The 18,102-nt window shown below is 62.0% G+C and carries 13 protein-coding genes; 4 read left to right on the top strand and 9 right to left on the bottom strand.

The genetic code is table 11. The features are described 5' to 3' along the window. Nucleotides 1–2 precede the first annotated feature (2 nt). From ECTHA_RS0115990 to ECTHA_RS0115960, 7 genes are all read right to left on the bottom strand, one after another. Nucleotides 3–698 carry an RnfABCDGE type electron transport complex subunit G gene (locus tag ECTHA_RS0115990; protein WP_025281758.1) on the bottom strand — a complete coding sequence of 232 codons (696 nt, stop codon included), beginning with the start codon at nucleotides 696–698 and terminating at the stop codon, nucleotides 3–5. Continuing rightward, nucleotides 695–1,714, bottom strand: coding sequence for an RnfABCDGE type electron transport complex subunit D (locus ECTHA_RS0115985; protein ID WP_025281759.1), 1,020 nt, complete (start codon nucleotides 1,712–1,714; stop codon nucleotides 695–697). Before ECTHA_RS0115985 ends, ECTHA_RS0115990 begins: the two co-directional genes overlap by 4 nt. Next, nucleotides 1,711–3,057 (bottom strand): electron transport complex subunit RsxC, encoded by a 1,347-nt coding sequence (gene rsxC / locus ECTHA_RS0115980; protein WP_025281760.1) that lies wholly within the window; start codon nucleotides 3,055–3,057, stop codon nucleotides 1,711–1,713. The genes ECTHA_RS0115985 and rsxC overlap by 4 nt, the downstream gene beginning before the upstream one ends. 2 nt (nucleotides 3,058–3,059) lie before the next feature. After that, a complete protein-coding gene (locus ECTHA_RS0115975) occupies nucleotides 3,060–8,069 on the bottom strand; it encodes a 2-oxoacid:acceptor oxidoreductase family protein (protein ID WP_029762464.1) in 5,010 nt (1,669 codons plus the stop codon). Between the two features lie 124 nt (nucleotides 8,070–8,193). After that, the gene (locus ECTHA_RS0115970; protein ID WP_029762465.1) at nucleotides 8,194–9,045 is read right to left on the bottom strand and encodes an RnfABCDGE type electron transport complex subunit B; all 852 of its coding nucleotides are present in this window, start codon (nucleotides 9,043–9,045) and stop codon (nucleotides 8,194–8,196) included. Nucleotides 9,046–9,562: 517 nt separating this feature from the next. Then, nucleotides 9,563–9,985 (bottom strand): DUF1841 family protein, encoded by a 423-nt coding sequence (locus tag ECTHA_RS0115965; RefSeq protein WP_025281763.1) that lies wholly within the window; start codon nucleotides 9,983–9,985, stop codon nucleotides 9,563–9,565. Between the two features lie 43 nt (nucleotides 9,986–10,028). Further along, nucleotides 10,029–10,490: an RT0821/Lpp0805 family surface protein gene (locus ECTHA_RS0115960; RefSeq protein ID WP_025281764.1), complete on the bottom strand. Its 462-nt coding sequence runs from the start codon at nucleotides 10,488–10,490 to the stop codon at nucleotides 10,029–10,031. Nucleotides 10,491–10,672: 182 nt separating this feature from the next. On the opposite strand from ECTHA_RS0115960, the gene ECTHA_RS19970 reads away from it, so the two are divergent. From ECTHA_RS19970 to ECTHA_RS0115945, 4 genes are all read left to right on the top strand, one after another. Then, nucleotides 10,673–14,509: a PAAR-like domain-containing protein gene (locus tag ECTHA_RS19970; RefSeq protein ID WP_025281765.1), complete on the top strand. Its 3,837-nt coding sequence runs from the start codon at nucleotides 10,673–10,675 to the stop codon at nucleotides 14,507–14,509. Between the two features lie 215 nt (nucleotides 14,510–14,724). Beyond that, nucleotides 14,725–15,504: a hypothetical protein gene (locus tag ECTHA_RS19965; RefSeq protein ID WP_128571858.1), complete on the top strand. Its 780-nt coding sequence runs from the start codon at nucleotides 14,725–14,727 to the stop codon at nucleotides 15,502–15,504. Between the two features lie 104 nt (nucleotides 15,505–15,608). After that, nucleotides 15,609–16,172, top strand: coding sequence for a nucleoside deaminase (locus ECTHA_RS0115950; protein WP_025280995.1), 564 nt, complete (start codon nucleotides 15,609–15,611; stop codon nucleotides 16,170–16,172). Between the two features lie 152 nt (nucleotides 16,173–16,324). Beyond that, entirely contained in the window at nucleotides 16,325–16,843 is a 519-nt protein-coding gene (locus tag ECTHA_RS0115945) for a DUF2939 domain-containing protein (RefSeq protein ID WP_128571857.1), read from the top strand. Here ECTHA_RS0115945 and ECTHA_RS18725 read toward each other — a convergent pair. Then, nucleotides 16,746–17,429: an NUDIX hydrolase gene (locus tag ECTHA_RS18725; protein ID WP_025280993.1), complete on the bottom strand. Its 684-nt coding sequence runs from the start codon at nucleotides 17,427–17,429 to the stop codon at nucleotides 16,746–16,748. The two genes, ECTHA_RS0115945 and ECTHA_RS18725, sit on opposite strands and share 98 nt — an antisense overlap. A gap of 34 nt (nucleotides 17,430–17,463) precedes the next feature. Then, nucleotides 17,464–18,078 (bottom strand): BMC domain-containing protein, encoded by a 615-nt coding sequence (locus tag ECTHA_RS0115935; protein ID WP_025280992.1) that lies wholly within the window; start codon nucleotides 18,076–18,078, stop codon nucleotides 17,464–17,466. Between the last annotated feature and the right edge of the window lie 24 nt (nucleotides 18,079–18,102).

Raw genomic sequence — 18,102 nt, 5'->3', positions numbered from 1 at the left:
GGTTAGTCCTGGATATCCTGTTCAAAGGCCGCCCAGTGGGGGGCCAGTTCCGGCAGCAACCCGTCGGCGCTGCGGTGAATCATGCTGCCGATGGCCTCCGCGGAGATGGTGGCTCCGGTGATGCCATCGATCTCCCAGGGGTGCTCGGCAGCGCCCGGGGCCACCGTGCGGATGCGGTTGGCCAGGCCCGAGCCGTCGGCCGCCAGGCGGGCATCCAGACGCTCGAAATTGGCCACGAAGGCGGGGTCGGTCTCGATCTTGTCACCCAGCCCCGGGGTCTCGCGGCTCTCCAGCACGGTCATGCCCACCACGCATTCGCAGGCGGGGTCATAGCCGTAGAGGATGCGGATGATGTCCGCATAGCCACGCCCGGAAGCCTCCAGGGCCACGCCCTTGAAGGTGCCTTCCGCATCGAAACCGGCATGAATGGTACGACCGGGACCGGGGGCCTCTCCCGCAGGGAAGACACCCTCGTCGGTGAGCACGAACTCACGCCTTTCCCATGCGCCGGGGATGACTTCCAGCACCGCCCGCTCCAGGGCAATACGGTGGTTCTCGGCAATATAGGGCCGGGTGAACTCCACCACGCTCACCACCATCAACCCGGAAAACAGGGCGATCAGCCCCAGGGTGCCGATGAGCTTGATGCTGGAGGTGGGCGCCGGTCTTTGCGGTTCCGCCGATGCCGTGGTGCTCATGACTGACTCCGTTTGCGGGTTCCGTAGGGTCGGGGTTGGGTCATGCGCTCGATCAGGGGTGACATGGCGTTACCCAGCAGGATGGCGTACATGATCCCCTCGGGCAGGCCGCCGAAGAAGCGGATGATCACTGCCAGAAAGCCGATCAGCAGACCGTAGATCCAGAGCCCGGACCGGGTCACCGGCGAAGCCACCATGTCGCTGGCCATGAAAAAGGCCCCCAGCATCAGGCCACCGGAAAACAGCACGAACCAGGGCGTGGGATAAAACTCCGGATCGATGGCATAGAACACCGCTGCCGTCAGGAAGGCCCCCCCCAGCACTGCCGCCGGGATGCGCCAGTTCATCATGCGCCGGGCGATGAGATACAGCCCGCACAGCAGGATGATGATGGCCGAAGTCTCGCCCGCGGAACCGGAGACCATGCCGCTGAGCAGATCCCAGGTGTCGGTGTGAATGCCCTGGAACTTCCACTCCCCCAGCGGCGTGGCCGTGGTGAAGGCATCCACCGAAGCCGGCGTCGTGAAGGGCGCGGCCAGTGTGGAGGGCAGGAATTCGGTGAACCGATCCGGGTGGAAGGGCACCGTCCAGGTGGATACCGATACCGGGAAGGCCGCCTGAGCAAAGGCCCGACCGATCAGCGCCGGGTTGAACAGGTTGAAGCCCAGACCACCGAACATGGCCTTGCCCAGGCCGATGCCGATGAACCCGGACAGGGCCGCCATCCACAAGGGGAAGGACGGCGGCAACGTCAGGGCCAGCAGCAGGCCGGTGATCACCGCACTGTAATCGGACACGGTGCCGGGCCGCCGGGACAGCTTGTTGAACAACTGCTCGGTGGCCACGCAGGTGACCGTGGTGGTGATCATCAGCGCCAGGGCACTGATGCCGAACAGATACACCGAGAAGCCGCAGATGGGCAGCAGCGCCAGCACCACGTTGCGCATGATCTGCTCAACGCTGCCGGCCTGTTTCAGGTGCGGCGAGGTCTTGAGTTCAATACGCAGCGGTGTCACGAAATACGCTCCCGATTCAGGGCCTTGGCGATACGGAAGTACTGCACCAGCGGGATGTTGGATGGGCACACGTAGGCGCACGAGCCACACTCGAAGCAATCACTCAGGTGCAGGCGTTCCTGCATGGTTTCGTACTGCCGCTTGGCGGCCATGCGCCCCAGATCCGAGGGGTTGAGTCCCACGGGGCAGGCATCCACGCAGCGACCACAACGGATGCAGGGATGCACTCGCGCAGCCTCCGAGCCCGGCTCCACCTCCGGGAGCACCACCAGCCCTGAGACACTTTTAGTGACGGGCACATCCAGCGAGGACACGGTGTTCCCCATCATGGGCCCACCCAGGATGAGATGACTGGCATCCTCGCCCTGGAAGCCCACCTGTTCCAGCAGGTAACGCATGGGCGTACCCACCGGCAACAGGTAATTGCCCGGTCGCTGCACGCCCGGACCCGCCACGGTGATCACTCGCTCGATGAGGCCCTCGCCGGCCGGCAACAATCGACCGATCTGGGACATGGTCCCCACGTTGTTCACCACCGCGCCCACATGATAGGGGAACCCGCCGGAAGGCACTTCCCGGTTCAGCAGGGCCTTGATGAGCATCTTCTCCGAGCCCTGGGGATACTTGGATCTCACCACCCCCACGGAGATCACATCATCCTTGCCCAGCCGCTCCCGCAAGGCCTTGATGGCGTCGGGCTTGTTGTCCTCCACGCCGATGATGGCCCGTTCGGCCCCCACCGCCCGCATGGCCAGGCGAACACCGGTGATCACATCATCGGTGTACTCCAGCATGATGCGGTGATCGGTGGTCAGGTAGGGCTCGCATTCACAGCCGTTGACCACCAGGGTGTCCACCGCGTGCCCCTTGGGCACGGACAACTTCACATGGGTGGGAAACGCGGCGCCGCCCTGCCCCACCAGACCCGCATCTTGAATGGCCTGGGCGATCTCCCGGCGCGAGGCCTGCATCAGATCGCTGCGGGGCTTGGCACAACGCACCGCCTGACTGTCGCCCGGCATGGTGCGGATGATGATGGCCTCGCCCTTGGGCCCGCGGGCGGAAGGCATCAATTCAATGCCCTCCACCACGCCGGTCACCGGGGCATGCAGCGGCACGGACATGTCGCCGTCGGCCTCGGCAATGAGCTGACCGCGCAGCACCTCCTGGTGGCGACTGACCAGCGCTTTGGCCGGTTGGCCAAAGTGCTGCTGCAGCGGCACCACCATGCGAGGCGCAAACGCCAGACGCCGGATGGGCTGATGCTGGGTGTCTTCCTTCAGCTCCGGGGGATGAATCCCCCGGGGGAAGGTCAATCCCGTCAGGAATGACATGACGCCCATGATCAGTTGAACTTCGCGGCGCGCTTCATCAGCTTTTCAGCGTCCGGTTCCTGGGCATTGGCCGGGGTACCGGGATGCACCGCCAGGGCGGCACATTTCTCGGCGGCGCGGACGATGTCCTTATAGGAACCCCCCTTGGGGTTCACCACCACAGCCTGCTTGTTGTCGTCATAGGCGAACACCCCGGGGGCGATCTCCAGACACTCATCACAAGCGGTGCACTCGTTGGTTTCCACCCACACCGGCTCATATTCCCAGGCCGTCGCACCGTTCCCGCCGTCGTTGGCCGGATTGGCCGCACCCTGGGACACTGCCTGGGTCGAGGCCGGAGCCGCCCCTGCGGGCGCCAGAGCCGGTGCCTGGGCAGGGGCCGGCGCAGCGGACCCTTCCAGCGCAGCGGCCAGCTGCCCATTGCCTTCACCGCTGGCCAGGGACAACAGGGCGGCACTCAGGCGCTGCGCCATGTCGGTGCGGGTCTGCGCGGCCACGGCGTCGGCATCCACCACGTCGTGGTCCAGACCCAACAGGCCCTTGAGCTGCTTCCAGAAGTCGCGGCGCTCTTCAGCGGAACGCACCAGTTCCTCGGAGACCAGCACCCGGCCCAGACGATTCTTGTCATCCACGGTCCAGATGTAGGGGAAACGTCCTTCCCGCTCGTCTTCGCTCATGTCCAGGAACTCGTGCAGCGGCAGCATATCGTCGTTCCACGTGTCCTGCGGGGCCTTGCGGAAGTGCTTCCGGAAGCGGCCTTCGGTCAGGGCGAAGTCGGCAAAGGTCATGGGCAATTCCAGGGTGCCCTCTTCGCCGTTCTCATCCTGATACTTCAGGGTGTAGGTGGGCCAGTCGGCATCCATCGCCGGGTTGCCTTCCAGATCGGAGCACTCACGGAAGGTCACGCCGCGATCCGGGTTGTAACGGAACAACGGATAGGCGCGGGACTCCACCGCCAGCTTGGACTGGGCGAAGGCCACATCGTCACCCACGCCATGTTCCGGCGGGCACACGGCATACACGTTGAACATGGCCGGACGACGGCTGTTCAGGCCCTCGATGAAACTCTCCAGCAGGTGGGTCACGTTGGAGATGGCGCCCTGCATCACATAGCTGGTGCGATGGGCCATGCCGATCAGGCTGATCTCCTTACGGGTTTCCTCCTTACCCTTCCAGGCCTTGCCATAGGGGGCCATGTCGGACACCTGGCTGATGAAGCCGGAGGTGCAAGCCTGGCCACCGGTGTTGGAGTACACCTGGGTATCCAGCACCAGCACCTTGATGGGCATGCCGGACATCAGGGCACGGGACAGGTTCTGGAAGCCGATGTCGTACATGGCACCGTCGCCACCGATACCCACCACCGGCGGGCAGAGGTGGAATTCCTCATCGCTGAACTGCTCCCAGTTGAACTGGGAGAAGAAGGGCTCGTGCTCCAGCGGGTCATACTTGCCGGCCAGTTCCAGCTCGGCCTGGCGAATCGCCTTGAAGCCCTCGGCCATCTTGGCCATGTGGCCTTCGAAGATACCCATGGCCATGGACGGGGTATCCTGGAACAGGTGGCTGGCCCAGGGGAACGGATAGGGGCTGTAGGGGAAGGTGGAACCCCACACGGAGGTACAGCCAGTGGCGTTGATCACGCCCATCTCGGTGCGACCGCGACCGGAGGGGCCTTCCAGATAGCGCCAGCGCAGGTCCTTGAGCTTGGCCAGCACGCCGCTGGTCCACTGCAGCCAGTCCGGATCCAGGGTGTGACCGCCGCCGGCATCCAGGGCGGTGGACAGGCGGGCCAGGGTCAGATCCTTGTCGGCATGCTCACCGATCACCTGATTCACGGCCTGCACGTTGGACAGATCCATGCCTTCGGCCAGCTTGAGGCGCACATGCTGTTCCAGACGCTCGATGAGATCATCCAGCTTCTTGACCTGCGCCTTCACGCGCGGCTGCATCAGGGCCGTGACGGTGGCGGTGAACAGGTGCACGGTGGTCTTTTCACCGCAACCCAGGCAGGCGGAATCGCCGCAGTTCATGGAGCCGTAGGCCTTCTTGTCCAGCAACAGGGTCTCCAGAGCGCCGATCCCTTCGTCCAGATCCTCAATGCGGATGAAGTCCGGGCGGGTGGTGGGCAGATCCATCCAGAAGTCCCAGTTGCGACGCATGGTGTCCACGCTTTCCGGGGTCTGGGGAGTCACCACCAGGGCGTCTTCCTCACAGATTTCCACACATTCCATGCAGCCCTTGCAGGTGTAGGGGTTGAGGGTCAGGGAGAACAGGCCGCCGCTGCCCTTGGCGCGTTTTTCCAGGGCGCCGAAATAGGGCTTGGTCACGGCAAACTGGAAGTCACCAATGGAATTCTTCAGCCAGCCCAGCTCTTCTTCCAGCTTGACCTTGTCATCACCAGCCAACTCGGTTTCTGCCAGCAGATGGGTGATGGCAAAGTCCAGTTCGGCGCGCACATCGGCGCCGTCGCCGGCCTGGGTCAGGGCATTGCGCAGGCGCTTTTCCAGATCCCGCACGGCGCGGCGCAGGTGACGGGTGGGCTTGCCACCGATCTCGATGCGACGCACGGCGGTGTCGAACACCTCACCGATGGTGTTGGTCAGGCCGGGGATGGCGCTGTCCGGGCACACGGTGTAGCAGTCGCCGCAGGCAGTGCACTTCTCGGGCTTCCATTCCGGGTAATCGAAACGGATCTGGGTCATATCCCGGTAGATGCCGGTGGATGCCGGGATCATGGACTGGGCGATGAAGGGGTCTGCCAGGTTGTCGTTGCCCTGACCGGACACATAGAAGCTGCCGGTCTGCTCCCAGAAACGATGGATATCGGAACTGGCCATGGAGGACTGGGGCATGCGCTTGAGCATCACCGGCATATCCGGCACGCGAATCTGGTCGGAGGCGATGGCGCCCTGGGTGACCACCTTGTCGGTGACTTCGGTGAGTTCTTCGAAGCCGCGACGTACCACGCGCAGGTTGTCCTGCACCACGCGGGCACCCTTGCCGCCGAACTTGTCCTGCAGCTGCTCTTCAATGGCCTTGAACAGGGTTTCTTCGGTCAGACCACGACGCTTCATCACCGGAGAGGCGGCGAAGAAGGCGCCCTGGAAGGCGATGCCCTGCATGCGGAACTGCAGGTCGGCGTTGGAGGCCTCGTCACGGGCGATCTTGAAGGCATCCACGTAGAAGACGCGGATCTCGTTCTCGATCACATAGCGCTGGGCGGCGGGCGGGAAGCTCTGCCAAACGGCTTCCTGGCTCTCCAGGCTGGACTGGATGATGAACGCACCGCCCTTGACCAGGCCGGCCAGCGGATCGGAGTGGTCGAACACATTCGGGTCCGGCGAGAGCACCACGTCCACGGTCTTGAGCTCATTGCTCACACGGATGGGTTCGGGCGCAGCAGCCAGATAATAGGTGGTGGGCTGCCCCTTCTTCTCGGAACCGTACTTGGGGTTGGCCTTGATGTGGAAGTCCAGCAGGTCGAACAGGGTCATGGCCAGGTTCTTGCCGGTGGTCATGGCCCCCCAGCCGCCCACGGAGTGCAGGCGCACTGCAATGGCCTCGTCGGGCATCAGGCTCGGGTTTTCGGAGCCGCGCAGGGCCAGCTGGCGCACCTTGGGATAGGCCTCTTCCACGGCCTGCTGGTGCAGTTCCTGCTTCGGGCTGGCCGCCTTGTCGCGGATGAAGTCCACCGACAGGTAGAAGAAGGTGCGCTGGCTGCCGTTGGGCAGCATGTTTTCCACGGCGGCGATCAGACCCTCGGGCTGCAGGTCGCGGGACCCCAGGCCATAGGCACCGGAGTACATACGCGGGATGTCGCTGCTGCGGTAGGACGGATACTCGGCGTAAGGCATCACCTTGCCCGCCACGCCATTTTCGATGGCCTTGCTCACGGCGGAGCGGGTCTCGCGCATCAGGGGCAGGTCTTCCGCCAGGGGCTGATCGGTCCGCTCCAGCACGGCCACGCCCTTGCGACCCTTGAGCAGGTCAGCCAGCAGCGCACCGGGGAAGGGACGGAACATGGTGATGTTCACCACGCCGAGCTTGATGCCACGGGTTTCACGCAGATAGTCGGCCACAGCCTCGGCGGTGGCCACCATGCTGCCCTGCCCCACGATCAGGTAGTCGGCGTCGTCGGTGCGATAGCCCTGAGCGCGGTTATAGCGACGGCCGGTGAGCTGGTAGAACTCTTCCATGCACTGATCGGTCAGCTCGGCCACGTGATCGTAGAAGTAGGGGCGCTGAGCCGCCACCTGCTGCATGTAGGAATCCTGGTTTTGCAGGGCACCGGAAACCATGGGGTTGTCCACGTCCCAGGTGGCAGGAATGCGGCGACGCTTTTCGCCGTAGATCATGCGCTGCGCGGGCGTGGGGCAGTCGATCATGTCGTCGGGGCGGCCCAGGAACTCGGCAATCAGTTCCCGCTCCGGCACCTTCATGGATTCGATCAGGTGAGTGGTGAGGAAGCCGTCCTGACCCACGATGCCGGGGTTCAGGGCCAGCTCGGCCACCTTATGGGAAATGATGTTCAGGTCCGCGGCTTCCTGGGCATTCTTGGCGAAGACCTGGAAGAAGCCGGTGTCATCCACGCAGTGGTAGTCATCGTGGGAGGCGTGCACGTTCAGTGCGGCCTTGGTAATGGCGCGGCAGCCGACATTGAGGATGTAGGGCAGGCGCTTGCCGGCGGCGGCGTACAGGGATTCGTGCATGAACGCCACGCCCTGGGCCGAGGAGAAATTGATGGCGCGCATGCCGGTCATGGCCAGGCCGGCGGTGACGGCGGCAGCAGCGTGCTCGGATTCCGGCTCGATGAACACCAGGGAACGGTCGGAGATGTTCACATGGCCCTTGGAGACCTCTTCCGCCCACATCTCCCCCATCTGGGTGGAAGGGGTGATAGGGTAAGCACCGGCGGCGTCCGAGGACTCCCGCTCACAGTGGATCACCGCCGTGTTGCCATCCATGGCCGCCCGGGTACCCGTGTATTTGAAATCCTGCGATGGCTTGCGCTTGAAGATCATGGTCGCTCTCCTGCCGGCCTGGGGCCGTTACGTTTTGTAATTCGGTGTCTTCGCCGTTCCGTGCGGGGAATGCCAAAGGGCCGGTCGTCTCGAATCGACCGGCGGAGCTCCGTTCTGCGCCGCCTTATACGCGGGGCAGGGGCTCCATGCGTGGCAGGGGCTCCTTGCGGGTAACCTTGCGGGCGCCCGACCCCTTGCGGGGCTCGGCCCCTTCCAGCCATACGATGGCACCGGTGGGGCAGCGCTGGATGGCCACGGGGGAGGCCAGGGCGTTTTTGGTGTAGTCGATCACGGCCAGGTTCTGCTCCATGCGGATCAGCCCCTCGGGGGCATCGATGGCGCAGCGGCCACAGGCGGTGCACACCACCTGACAATGGGCCATGGCTTCGTCCTGGGGGTCCTGGTTGAGGCAGTTGACCCACAGGCGATGGCTTTCGGGTTGAAGGCTGAACAGATTCTTGGGGCAGATGTCGACGCAATCATTGCAACCGGTGCATTTGTCGACATCCACGATGGGCAGGCCATGCCGGTTCAGGTGGATGGCGTCGAAATCGCACACGGCCTCGCAGTCGCCCAGACCCAGGCAACCCCAGCTGCAGCCCTTGCCGCCGCCAGCCACGATGGCGGCGGCGCGGCAGGACTTGAGGCCCTGGTAGCGGGCGCGGGTGGCCGCCACGTGGGAACCGCCCGCGCAGGCCAGACGGGCGATGTTACGCTCCTGATCGCCCATCTCCACACCCAGAAAATCGGCGATTTTCTGGTTCATTTCCTCGGCATTCGGGGTGCATCGAGCAGGATCGATACGGCGCTGCACCAGCGCCTCGGCAAACGAACGGCAGCCGGCCTCGCCACATGCACCGCAGTTGGCGCGCGGCAGCATGTCTTCAATCTCGTCGATGCGCGGGTCTTCAAAGACGTACAGGCGACGGTTGGCGATGGCCAGAATACCGGCCAGCAACACGCCCAGGGACGCCATGAAACCACTTGCCAGTGCGATTTGTAAGGTTGAGGAAGTCACGATCAATCCGGTACCCGATGGGATCACTCACTTTTTGTGCAGTGAACAATTGATGACAAAAAGTACCCTGCACAAACTGTGGGGTCAAGCAATTAAAGGACAAAAGGCGGTTTCGGGGCGGGATGTGGTGACACTTATTGCGGGTTCGCAACGGGCTGATGGGAGGGACTGGGACTGGGGAGTGGGAGGTGGGAGCGGCCCTCGGCCGCGAATGGCTGAGTCTTCGGCCGCCGCCCCGGCCTGAGATCGGAGTGGACCTCGGGGGGACCGGGTTCCTTCCAGCGGGACGCCGTGAATACATCCATGTAGGCTCTGCAGCCGCTTCCTGCGGCTGAAGCCCGCTTACAGGAACCCGCTCCCCCCGAGGCCCGGACACATCGGAGTCTTTTTCGAAAGGCCATTCGCGGCCGAGGGCCACTCCCAGAGGGGGATCTCACAGGCAGACACAGGAAGGGGTGGGGACAAGGGGCCGGGCCTACAGCTTGCGCACACACTCCAGATAGGCCGCCTCATCTGGTGGACGACCAAAGCGCTGAGCCTCCCAGAGGGCCGTGCCAAGACATTCCATCATGGCGTGTTCTGCCTCATGGGCACCCAGGCGACGCACCAAGCCCTGATAGGCCTTGGCGATGCCCGTCGGACGATCCATAGCCACCTGATCCCGGATGGCCAGGTGCATGCCCATGTGCAGGAACGGATTGGTGACACCTTGCTCCACCGTGAACTCGGCGGCCTTGGCGGCCTCCGCGTCCTGGACCTGGGCGTGATACTCGGGGTGCTCCTGCACCAGTTGGGCAATCTGGCGTTCCAGGGGCTCCAGGGGCTCCCCGGCCTGGTGCTTGCGCCAAGCCTGGCAATACATGGCGCGCAACTGATCGCGATTCTGGTTGGCAAACATCCAGGGACCTCAGAGGGAAGGGCTGTGCCGATGGGAATAGGTGTTACTGGTTGATCCAGCGACCCTGGGCGTCCCGACAGGCGGTACCGGTGATGCGCTCCTGGGAGCCGTCGATATTGCCGATGACCGTGTATTCACGGCAATCACGGCCACCACTCTGGAATGTATTGGTGGGCGTGGCCTGAAAGCTATGACCGGTATTGGGATTTTGCCAGGACGTGGAGCGGTTGTCCGGCTGGCGCTCCAGGGTATTGGACAGCCGGGCCCGATCCACTTCATCCATGGTGCGACCAATGGAACCGCCGATGGCCGCCCCGGCCAGCGTGCCGGCAATGATGGCCGCCGTGCGCCCGGTGCCGCCGCCGATCTGGCTGCCCAGCACACCGCCCAGGGCCCCGCCCACCACGGCTCCGGTCTGCTCCTGGGTGGGGCCGGTGGCACAGCCGGCAAGACCGATGAAAGCCGCCGCGCAGATTGCAGTGGCAAAGCGTTTAAGGGAAGTCATCACGAAAACTCCTTGGGCAGAAAGGGCGGCCAGGGCCCGACCGGCCCACAGACTAACAAAAGCGACACATATCTGTATGGATTTGATCCCCCTTTTGTGGGGTGGTTCCGACCTTCAGGCTTGAACTCGGGAAGGGGCCGAGCGATGATTCCGGGTATGTCCATGCGCAGGGAAGCCATGCCATGTATCGTTCAGCCAGCGGTCTGTCCGACACGGAAGTGCATTTCTTTGACGACTCCGACACGGTCACCATCCATCGGGGCGGCAGCCTCTCCTGGCGCACCCATAATCCTGGCCTGCTTGGCCTGGGCCCGGTGGCCCAGGATCACGGAGCCATCGGCATTGCCCAGGGCGTGCCGGTCTTCCCTTCACTGGAACACGGGCGTCGCGCCCTGAGAGACTGGCTAGGGCGAGCCGAAACACGCCACCTCAGCATCGCCAGCCTGTACCGGCGCGTTGACCCCGACTGGCAATTGCCACCCTCGCACCCTGCTCGCCCATCCCACTGCCCGGACACGGGTCTGGAGGCGGAGCGCCCGGTCAGCTCCCTGAGCCCTCGCGAACGGGACACGGTGGCCCATGCCATCGAACATCGACTGGGCATGGAGATCGGTTCCGTCCACCGCCAACCGCTGGCCACCCAGGAGGACAGCGCTACCCCGGCAACGTCCGGCGCCGGCGGCAACATCGCCATCAACGGCCGCAGCGCCGTGCATGCCGGCTCCCAGGGCCTGCTCACCAGCATCGATGTGTGCCTGACCAGGATCGGCAAGCGCTGCAAGCCCATCCCTTACACCAATGTGGCGGAAAGCCGGGATGCCACAGGCACCGCCGGCAGCGTATTCGTCAACGGTCATGCGGTGTGCCATCACCAGTCCCGATTCGCCCGCAGCCGGGGTGACGAGCCCGGCAACTGTGGCGGCGTGCGCTCCCGTACCCGGCGGGGTTACGCGGAGTTCGTGGGCAGCTCAGGCAACGTGTTCTTCGAGGGCGTGCCGGCGGTGCGGCAGTTCGACCCCATGGTCTCCAACTGCCGCAACACCCCGCCTGCCTCCCTCATGCAACCGGGCTGCCGACAGGCGCAGGAACTGAATCCTGCCGTCTTCAATGAGCCTCCCCCGTTGCAGCAGACCCATGGGCTGCGGCTTGAGGTGGATCTGGACAGGGCTCTGGGGCGCGGACTGGAAGTGACAGCCCACCCGCGGGACGGCTCGGATGATGCGGTCGGCGCCTACCCGCGCCCCGTGAACAATCGTCGCGATGCTCACACCCTGCTGTTTACCGGTCTACCGGCACAGACGGTGGATCTGATGCTACCGCTGCACGATCCCCACCAGGGCATGTATCACGTGCCACTGGCTCGGGATGTGAGCGTTCGACCCCGGGATGCGGACAACGACCCGACCCTGGAGGCGCATCGTCATGAACATCAACTGGTCGCGGTGGCTCTACGCCGCCCGTTGGATCTTCGAGGGATAGAGCATGACGTCATCCGACCCGGCTGCCGGGCCTATGTCTTTCGCAACGGTCACCTATGGCGCGAACTGGAGGCTGGCCCGGAAGGCAGCTGGCTGGAGGTGAATCTTGAGATCTGGCAGGGCAAGGATGACCGCCCGGCGCAATGCCCCCTGGGAGCACGCCTGCTGTTCCCGCATCGTATCGATGGAAAGGCATTTGATTACCACCTGGCGCTGAGTGAGCCCCAGTGGACCTGGGCGCGGATTGAGGGTTTTGGGGGACTGGCACCGGATGACCCCAGGAGGGCGCCCCGACCCTCCTCCGGCGGGCAGGATGTCACCCTTATACGATACTCAGGCTCACTGGACACCCGTTGCATCCCGCTGAACCTGGGGCGCGAAGCAGTACGCATGGGCCGTCTCGGTCGCGCCGGTGAGCCCGGCGGCCGCCCCCGCCCTCTTCTGGCCTCGCAGCCCGAGCCCGCCGAGGCGCTGGAACTGCGGGACGTGAACGGCCTCATCACTGCCCTCCTCCCCGACCCACTGCAGCAAGCCCGGGATCTGCGCCAGTCCATGGACGCCTGCCTGGAAGATCTGGCCGAGGCGGAACAATCGGCCATAGACGGTGAACGCGCCCTGGGCACCCTGATCCAGCGCCTTATAGAGGTGCAACCCGACCTGCAGCGCCAGGTGGACGTACCCCGCATGAACCGCACGCTCAATGCCTGGGATCAGAAGGTGAAAGAAGCGGCCAGTCGTTTCCAGTCCCTGAACCGGGATCTGCTGTCGCTGCTGCAATCTCCCCGCTACGCCCATGCCCTGGAGGACTACACCGAGAGCCCATGCCCGGACGACCGGGTCTTCGGCCTGCTCCAGTGGATTCACTGCATCCGCGACCTGGACAGCGAAACCTCCCTGCCTTACCTACGGTGTTTTCTCGACCCGGAAACCAACACCCTCCCCATCCTGGGTAACGACGACCCTGAAACCCGCCAGACCCTCATCGACTGGTCCACCGGCACCCAATGGCTGGACACCACCGAACCCCGCATGAGGCCACTGCTGGAAATGGATCGACTGGAACTGGTCACGTTTGCTTCGGATGCGCTGAACAGATTGATTGATGCGTTGGCGGAGGCGGCCACTGCTGGAGAATCCGAGTACACAACGAAAACCTTACAAGGGGTCGCCCGACTCTCGCAACGAGTTGCCGACGTTGAACTTGAGATCACCCATATTCCGCTATCCGCTTACCTTAGCTCAACATTCTGGGAAGCATCCTCGGACACATATCGATACCACCCGCCTGCAACAGCACAAGCGTACGAAAATACTAAAAAGGTGCTTGTGCCAACACTGATGCCACCTAGCGCAAAAACACTTGGCGATCTGAGTCTACTGATCCGAGAAGATCACACATATCGTGTTGCCATGGGATCTGTTCTTGGAACGCTAATGATCTTAAACCTATCAATTGCACTTCAAAAGAGTGAAGATCTATTTCAAAACGAAAATATCGCCACAGCAATATCCGCAGGGTCCAATTTAGCTGCCTTCCTCTTCAGTGAGCTTGAATTTTGGACGGACCAAAAATACACCAACATCAGCCACCGAACGAGAGATAACAAGAATACTAATAATAGACCCATTCTCACACACAGAAGCCTCGGGGTACAGAAGAATATACTTGCCCACCGCGAAACTGGAGCCGCTCAAGCATCGAGAACAAAACAAGAATACCTAAGATCCCTGACACGACTTGCGTCACGAATCGCGTCAGGCGCAGACATTTACTTGGGCGGGGCATACATCTACTCTGGCATTACCGACAATAGCCTGGAGCGGTCGTTTGGCGGGATGCTCATCCTCACCAGCGGACTCCTTGGGATTTTCAGCTTAACAATGCCAAAAGTGATCTTGCTAGGCAATTTGATACTCAGCACAGCCGGCTGGACACTCACGTCTTCGTCTCGACTCTCCCCTCTAGAAAAAGCCACAAGCCTGAGTCATTACGGCGTAGCAAAAAACATAAAAAATCAACACGATACTCATATCCAAGAGTTACGAGAAGAAAGCAAAAAAATCCTGAGAATCATTTCCGAACCAGACATTCAGATTACCACATACCGCATTGACACCCCCTTTCACGAAAGGAATCCGCAGCTCAACAGCCGGAATCAAAGCCCTAAAGCGCCACCTAATCCAGCCCATAGTGCGATTATTGGAATACGTATCGAGCCGGGCTTATTATCACCCGCACACTCGACACTGGAGATAGATATTGAATTCAAAAAGACCGGCCTAAAATGCAACACACAAAACATTCTTATACAAGAAAAAACAAACAACGGCAAGCTAACTAAAGTGCAAGGATATATCGAGGTAGACTCAAAACATTTATTACGCGGATTCACATGCACTGTCATTTTCAACGCCAACCCAGGAAATCAAGATTTACAAATTGACAGGAAAATCTCATGGCCTGGACGCGACGCAAGAAATGACCTAATGAAAGCGCAGGAGGCATACAGACTAAGAGCATTAGGAATGTCTAAGCTGTAGGCCGAAAGATATGGCGCAACCACACCACACCGAGATCAACAGAAATGGCAATAACAAGAGCTAAAGGGTCTTCCCCAATACACGAGCTATTTAACTGCAGAAGAAACACCGCATTTTCCGAAAACCATGATGAAACAGCACTCGTAGGAAACCTTCAACGCCGAAACGGTGTAGAGGTCACACACTGGCCGGGACGCAGCTGGGAGGAGAAGGACATGTTGATATATGGATATTCATCAATAGAAACCACCATCGCGACTATTGGAGTGGGGCTCTTCATGATAGCGGCTGCCGCACTTCTTATTTCAATTAGCGAATCAAGCCCAAATAAGGTACTTGCATCCTTGGTGGCTCTACCTATAGGAGCAACTATATTCTGGCTATCATCCCGAATGAGGGCCAACCGATTCATCGTCTTTGACCGAGTCAAAAAAATGACCCACATCCCTAAAAGATTCAGCTCCAAGCATGACACTATAAAGTGGGGCGACACCTCATTTTTTATTTTCGATGAAAACTACCTAACCAGATTGAATACCTACTCGAACACGAATATAACACTCATCCCGCCTCCGATAGACGGGAGACAAGGACGAGTTCCAGGCCCATACAGTATCGGCCGCTTAATTTTCCTCCAAGGGCTCCAGTCGAGACATCACAACTCTGCAGAAGCAGAAGCCATCTATCGCTACATCGTAGCCTTCATGACTCAGCCTCCGAACGAAGGCATTCTCCAAGAAGTCCAACGAAGGGAACAAGCAATTTGCGACGAGGAATATAACGGTGACCGTGACGCGATGCGTCGTCACCTAGGCTGGTTCTGGTACCGCCTCGACCCAAAAAAACTTCCCGACCAACCCAACTGGATTCGCCACTCGGATGGGCGTTGGGAACGCACCGGGCCTGGGGTTAAGGCTTTGCGTCCCTGGTGGGACAACCTGATCAAACCGCGCCGTCCCGCCATCAATCAAAATACGCAAAACCCGGATACATGAACCCAGTGCCGGTGGATCGGCCTCGGAGAGGCGCCCAGTGTTCCCCATGGCCTGGATGAGGCATCATATCCGCTCCGATGCACTGCACAGGTCTTGAGATCGCCATGGACATGCCAGAGCTGAAGATACGGTTGCCGGATTGGCTATTGGAGAGATTGAGTGGTGACTGGACGCCACTGCATGGGGACGAGGAGCAGATGCGCTTCGTGATCTCGCTGGCCCGCGAGAATGTCCGGCAAGGCAGCGGTGGACCCTTCGGGGCGGCGGTGTTTGATGCGGCGGGGCACCTGGTGGCGCCGGGGCTGAACCTGGTGACCAGCTGCCGTTGCTCCATCCTACACGCGGAAATGGTCGCCATGGCCCTGGCACAAAAGCGCCTCGACAATCACGACCTGAGCGATGGGGGGCATCTGCATCATACTCTGGTCACCTCGGCCGAACCCTGCGCCATGTGCCTGGGCGCCATCCCCTGGTCCGGGGTGTCCCGGGTGATCTGCGGTGCACGGGATGAGGATGTGCGCGAGATCGGCTTTGACGAAGGGGCCAAGCCCGACCATTGGGCAGATACCCTCACCAGGCGCGGCATCCAGGTACAACGGGACGTGTTGCGGCCCGAGGCCACCCAGATACTGCAGGCCTATGTGGAATCCGGGGGCGCGATCTATTGACTGCGCCCTGAACGGGCGCCACAGGCTTTGACAGCCCCGCGCTAATCCGGACAATACCGACCACTGAATCACACCGTGCGGTGCGACCCATCCCGCTTGCGGCAATCCGGGCGCCAATCATCACCGCCGCAACCTCTCGGACCCTCATCACCATGAAGATGCTCATCAAACCCCTGATCGTCCTGGGCCTGCTGGCCATGGCCATCGGCGTGTTCTACTCCCCCTATCATGCCGTGGATCAGATGCGGGAAGCCGCCGAGGCCCGGGATACCGAGCGCCTGTCGCGCTATGTGGATTTCCCGGCCGTGCGGGAGGACGTGCGCGAGAGCCTGAGCGATTCACTGTCCGGTGAACTCAACCGGGCCATGCGGGATAGCCCGTTTGGCGCCATGGGCCTGGCCGTGGCCGATGCCCTGCTCAGGCCGCTGGTGGATGCCGTGATCTCCCCCACAGCGCTGGCCGCCATCCTGCGTGGCTACATGCCCGTGACTGATGGCACCGATGGTGTAGGACTGGAGGCACGGGACGACGTGCAGGTCTCCCTGCGCTATGAAGCCTTCGACCGTTTCGTGATCAGAATCGCCGCAGACAACGGCGAAGCCGTGGACATGGTGCTACACCGCCAGAATCTATTCTGGTGGCGACTCTCCGCCCTGCGCCTGCCGCTCTGAGCCTGCTCAAGCCCCGTAAGGCACAGGCATCCATCAGGGTGCGCAGACGCCGGGTCTTTTCCACCATGCGATAGGTGGAACGATTGTTGTTGTAACGGGAGACATGCATCAGCGGCACCCAGATGACCTGGTGAGACTCGTCATTGCCGGGGATGGGCATGTCGTCATCCATCTCCACCAGGAAGCGCACGTCGAAGTGTTCATGCCGCGGGCCGCGGGGGCTGGCGGGGATCACGTGAATGTCCAGGTCAAAGATGTCCCCGCTCACCAGGCGAATATGGGAAGGGTCAACGCCCGTCTCCTCGGAGGTCTCGCGCAGGGCCACCCGCAGGATATCGGCATCACCATCGGCATGGCCGCCGGGCTGGAACCACTGGCCGTGCTTGCGATGGTGCATCAGCAGCACCTGGCGCCGATCGGGGCTGACCACCCAGGCCGAGCCGGTCACATGCCCCGGCCAGAGATCACAGTGGAAGCAATCCTCGTGGGCATCCACAAAGGCACGGGCGCGATCCAGATGGGCCGACTCCTCGATGAAGCGCGTTTGATGGCGGGACAGGAGTCCCAGCAATTCCCGACGATGCATGACCAAGTCCCCTATGCTGGTGGCGTCGCTGAATTCAGATCCCGGCGGGGTTCTCAATGGCCGCCAGGGCCGCCTGTGCGGCCTCGTCCACATCCGCCTCACTGCCCGACAGTGTAAGCCTGCCAAAGGCGCCCACGGCACGCACGTCGATCAGGTTGATGCGGGCCGCCTTCTCGGCCTGGTTGGCGGCATACACCACGTAGCCTGCAGGCTGGGTTTCCAGGATGAACATGCTCTGACCGGGCAGGATCATGGAGCCGCGACGATTCTGGCGGTTGATGAGCACGCTGTGATCCGGGGTGATGCCGCGAATCACTTCCTGCCAGGCCACGCGACAGCTCTCCCGGTCCTCCTGGCGAGCGCCCAGCCGGGAGAGCAGCATGCGCCCGGCCTCGCGCACGTCGCTTTGATCCCGCTGGTGAATGACCATGGAGCCATAGGCCCGCTCCACCACTTGCTGCGCCAGACGCACCCGGGTTGCCTTCAAGGCCATATCGGTCAGCCGGTGTATGGCCATTCCCGGCGACACCTCGATCCACAGGCAGGCATCCCCCGGCACAGGTAAAAACCCCTGGGAAACGGTGGCCAGATATTCCGCAAGCTGCGGCTGCAGCGAGTCCATGAAGACGTAGGTTCGAAGCTTGATCATCCAGTGTACCGGGGTTGCGGGGCA

The organism is Ectothiorhodospira haloalkaliphila ATCC 51935 (assembly GCF_000633935.1).
GTDB lineage: Bacteria > Pseudomonadota > Gammaproteobacteria > Ectothiorhodospirales > Ectothiorhodospiraceae > Ectothiorhodospira > Ectothiorhodospira haloalkaliphila.
Note: the sequence above shows the minus strand (reverse complement) of the source record. Positions and strands in the feature narration are given on the sequence as shown.

Bases quoted from the DNA above. Each gene is read 5' to 3' on its own strand.
- ECTHA_RS0115990 (WP_025281758.1), bottom strand. From the start codon at position 698: ATGAGCACCACGGCATCGGCGGAACCGCAAAGACCGGCGCCCACCTCC.
- rsxC (WP_025281760.1), bottom strand. From the start codon at position 3,057: ATGGGCGTCATGTCATTCCTGACGGGATTGACCTTCCCCCGGGGGATT.
- ECTHA_RS0115975 (WP_029762464.1), bottom strand. From the start codon at position 8,069: ATGATCTTCAAGCGCAAGCCATCGCAGGATTTCAAATACACGGGTACC.
- ECTHA_RS0115970 (WP_029762465.1), bottom strand. From the start codon at position 9,045: ATGGCGTCCCTGGGCGTGTTGCTGGCCGGTATTCTGGCCATCGCCAAC.
- ECTHA_RS0115965 (WP_025281763.1), bottom strand. From the start codon at position 9,985: ATGTTTGCCAACCAGAATCGCGATCAGTTGCGCGCCATGTATTGCCAG.
- ECTHA_RS0115960 (WP_025281764.1), bottom strand. From the start codon at position 10,490: ATGACTTCCCTTAAACGCTTTGCCACTGCAATCTGCGCGGCGGCTTTC.
- ECTHA_RS19970 (WP_025281765.1), top strand. From the start codon at position 10,673: ATGTATCGTTCAGCCAGCGGTCTGTCCGACACGGAAGTGCATTTCTTT.
- ECTHA_RS19965 (WP_128571858.1), top strand. From the start codon at position 14,725: ATGTTGATATATGGATATTCATCAATAGAAACCACCATCGCGACTATT.
- ECTHA_RS0115950 (WP_025280995.1), top strand. From the start codon at position 15,609: ATGGACATGCCAGAGCTGAAGATACGGTTGCCGGATTGGCTATTGGAG.
- ECTHA_RS0115945 (WP_128571857.1), top strand. From the start codon at position 16,325: ATGAAGATGCTCATCAAACCCCTGATCGTCCTGGGCCTGCTGGCCATG.
- ECTHA_RS18725 (WP_025280993.1), bottom strand. From the start codon at position 17,429: ATGCATCGTCGGGAATTGCTGGGACTCCTGTCCCGCCATCAAACGCGC.
- ECTHA_RS0115935 (WP_025280992.1), bottom strand. From the start codon at position 18,078: ATGATCAAGCTTCGAACCTACGTCTTCATGGACTCGCTGCAGCCGCAG.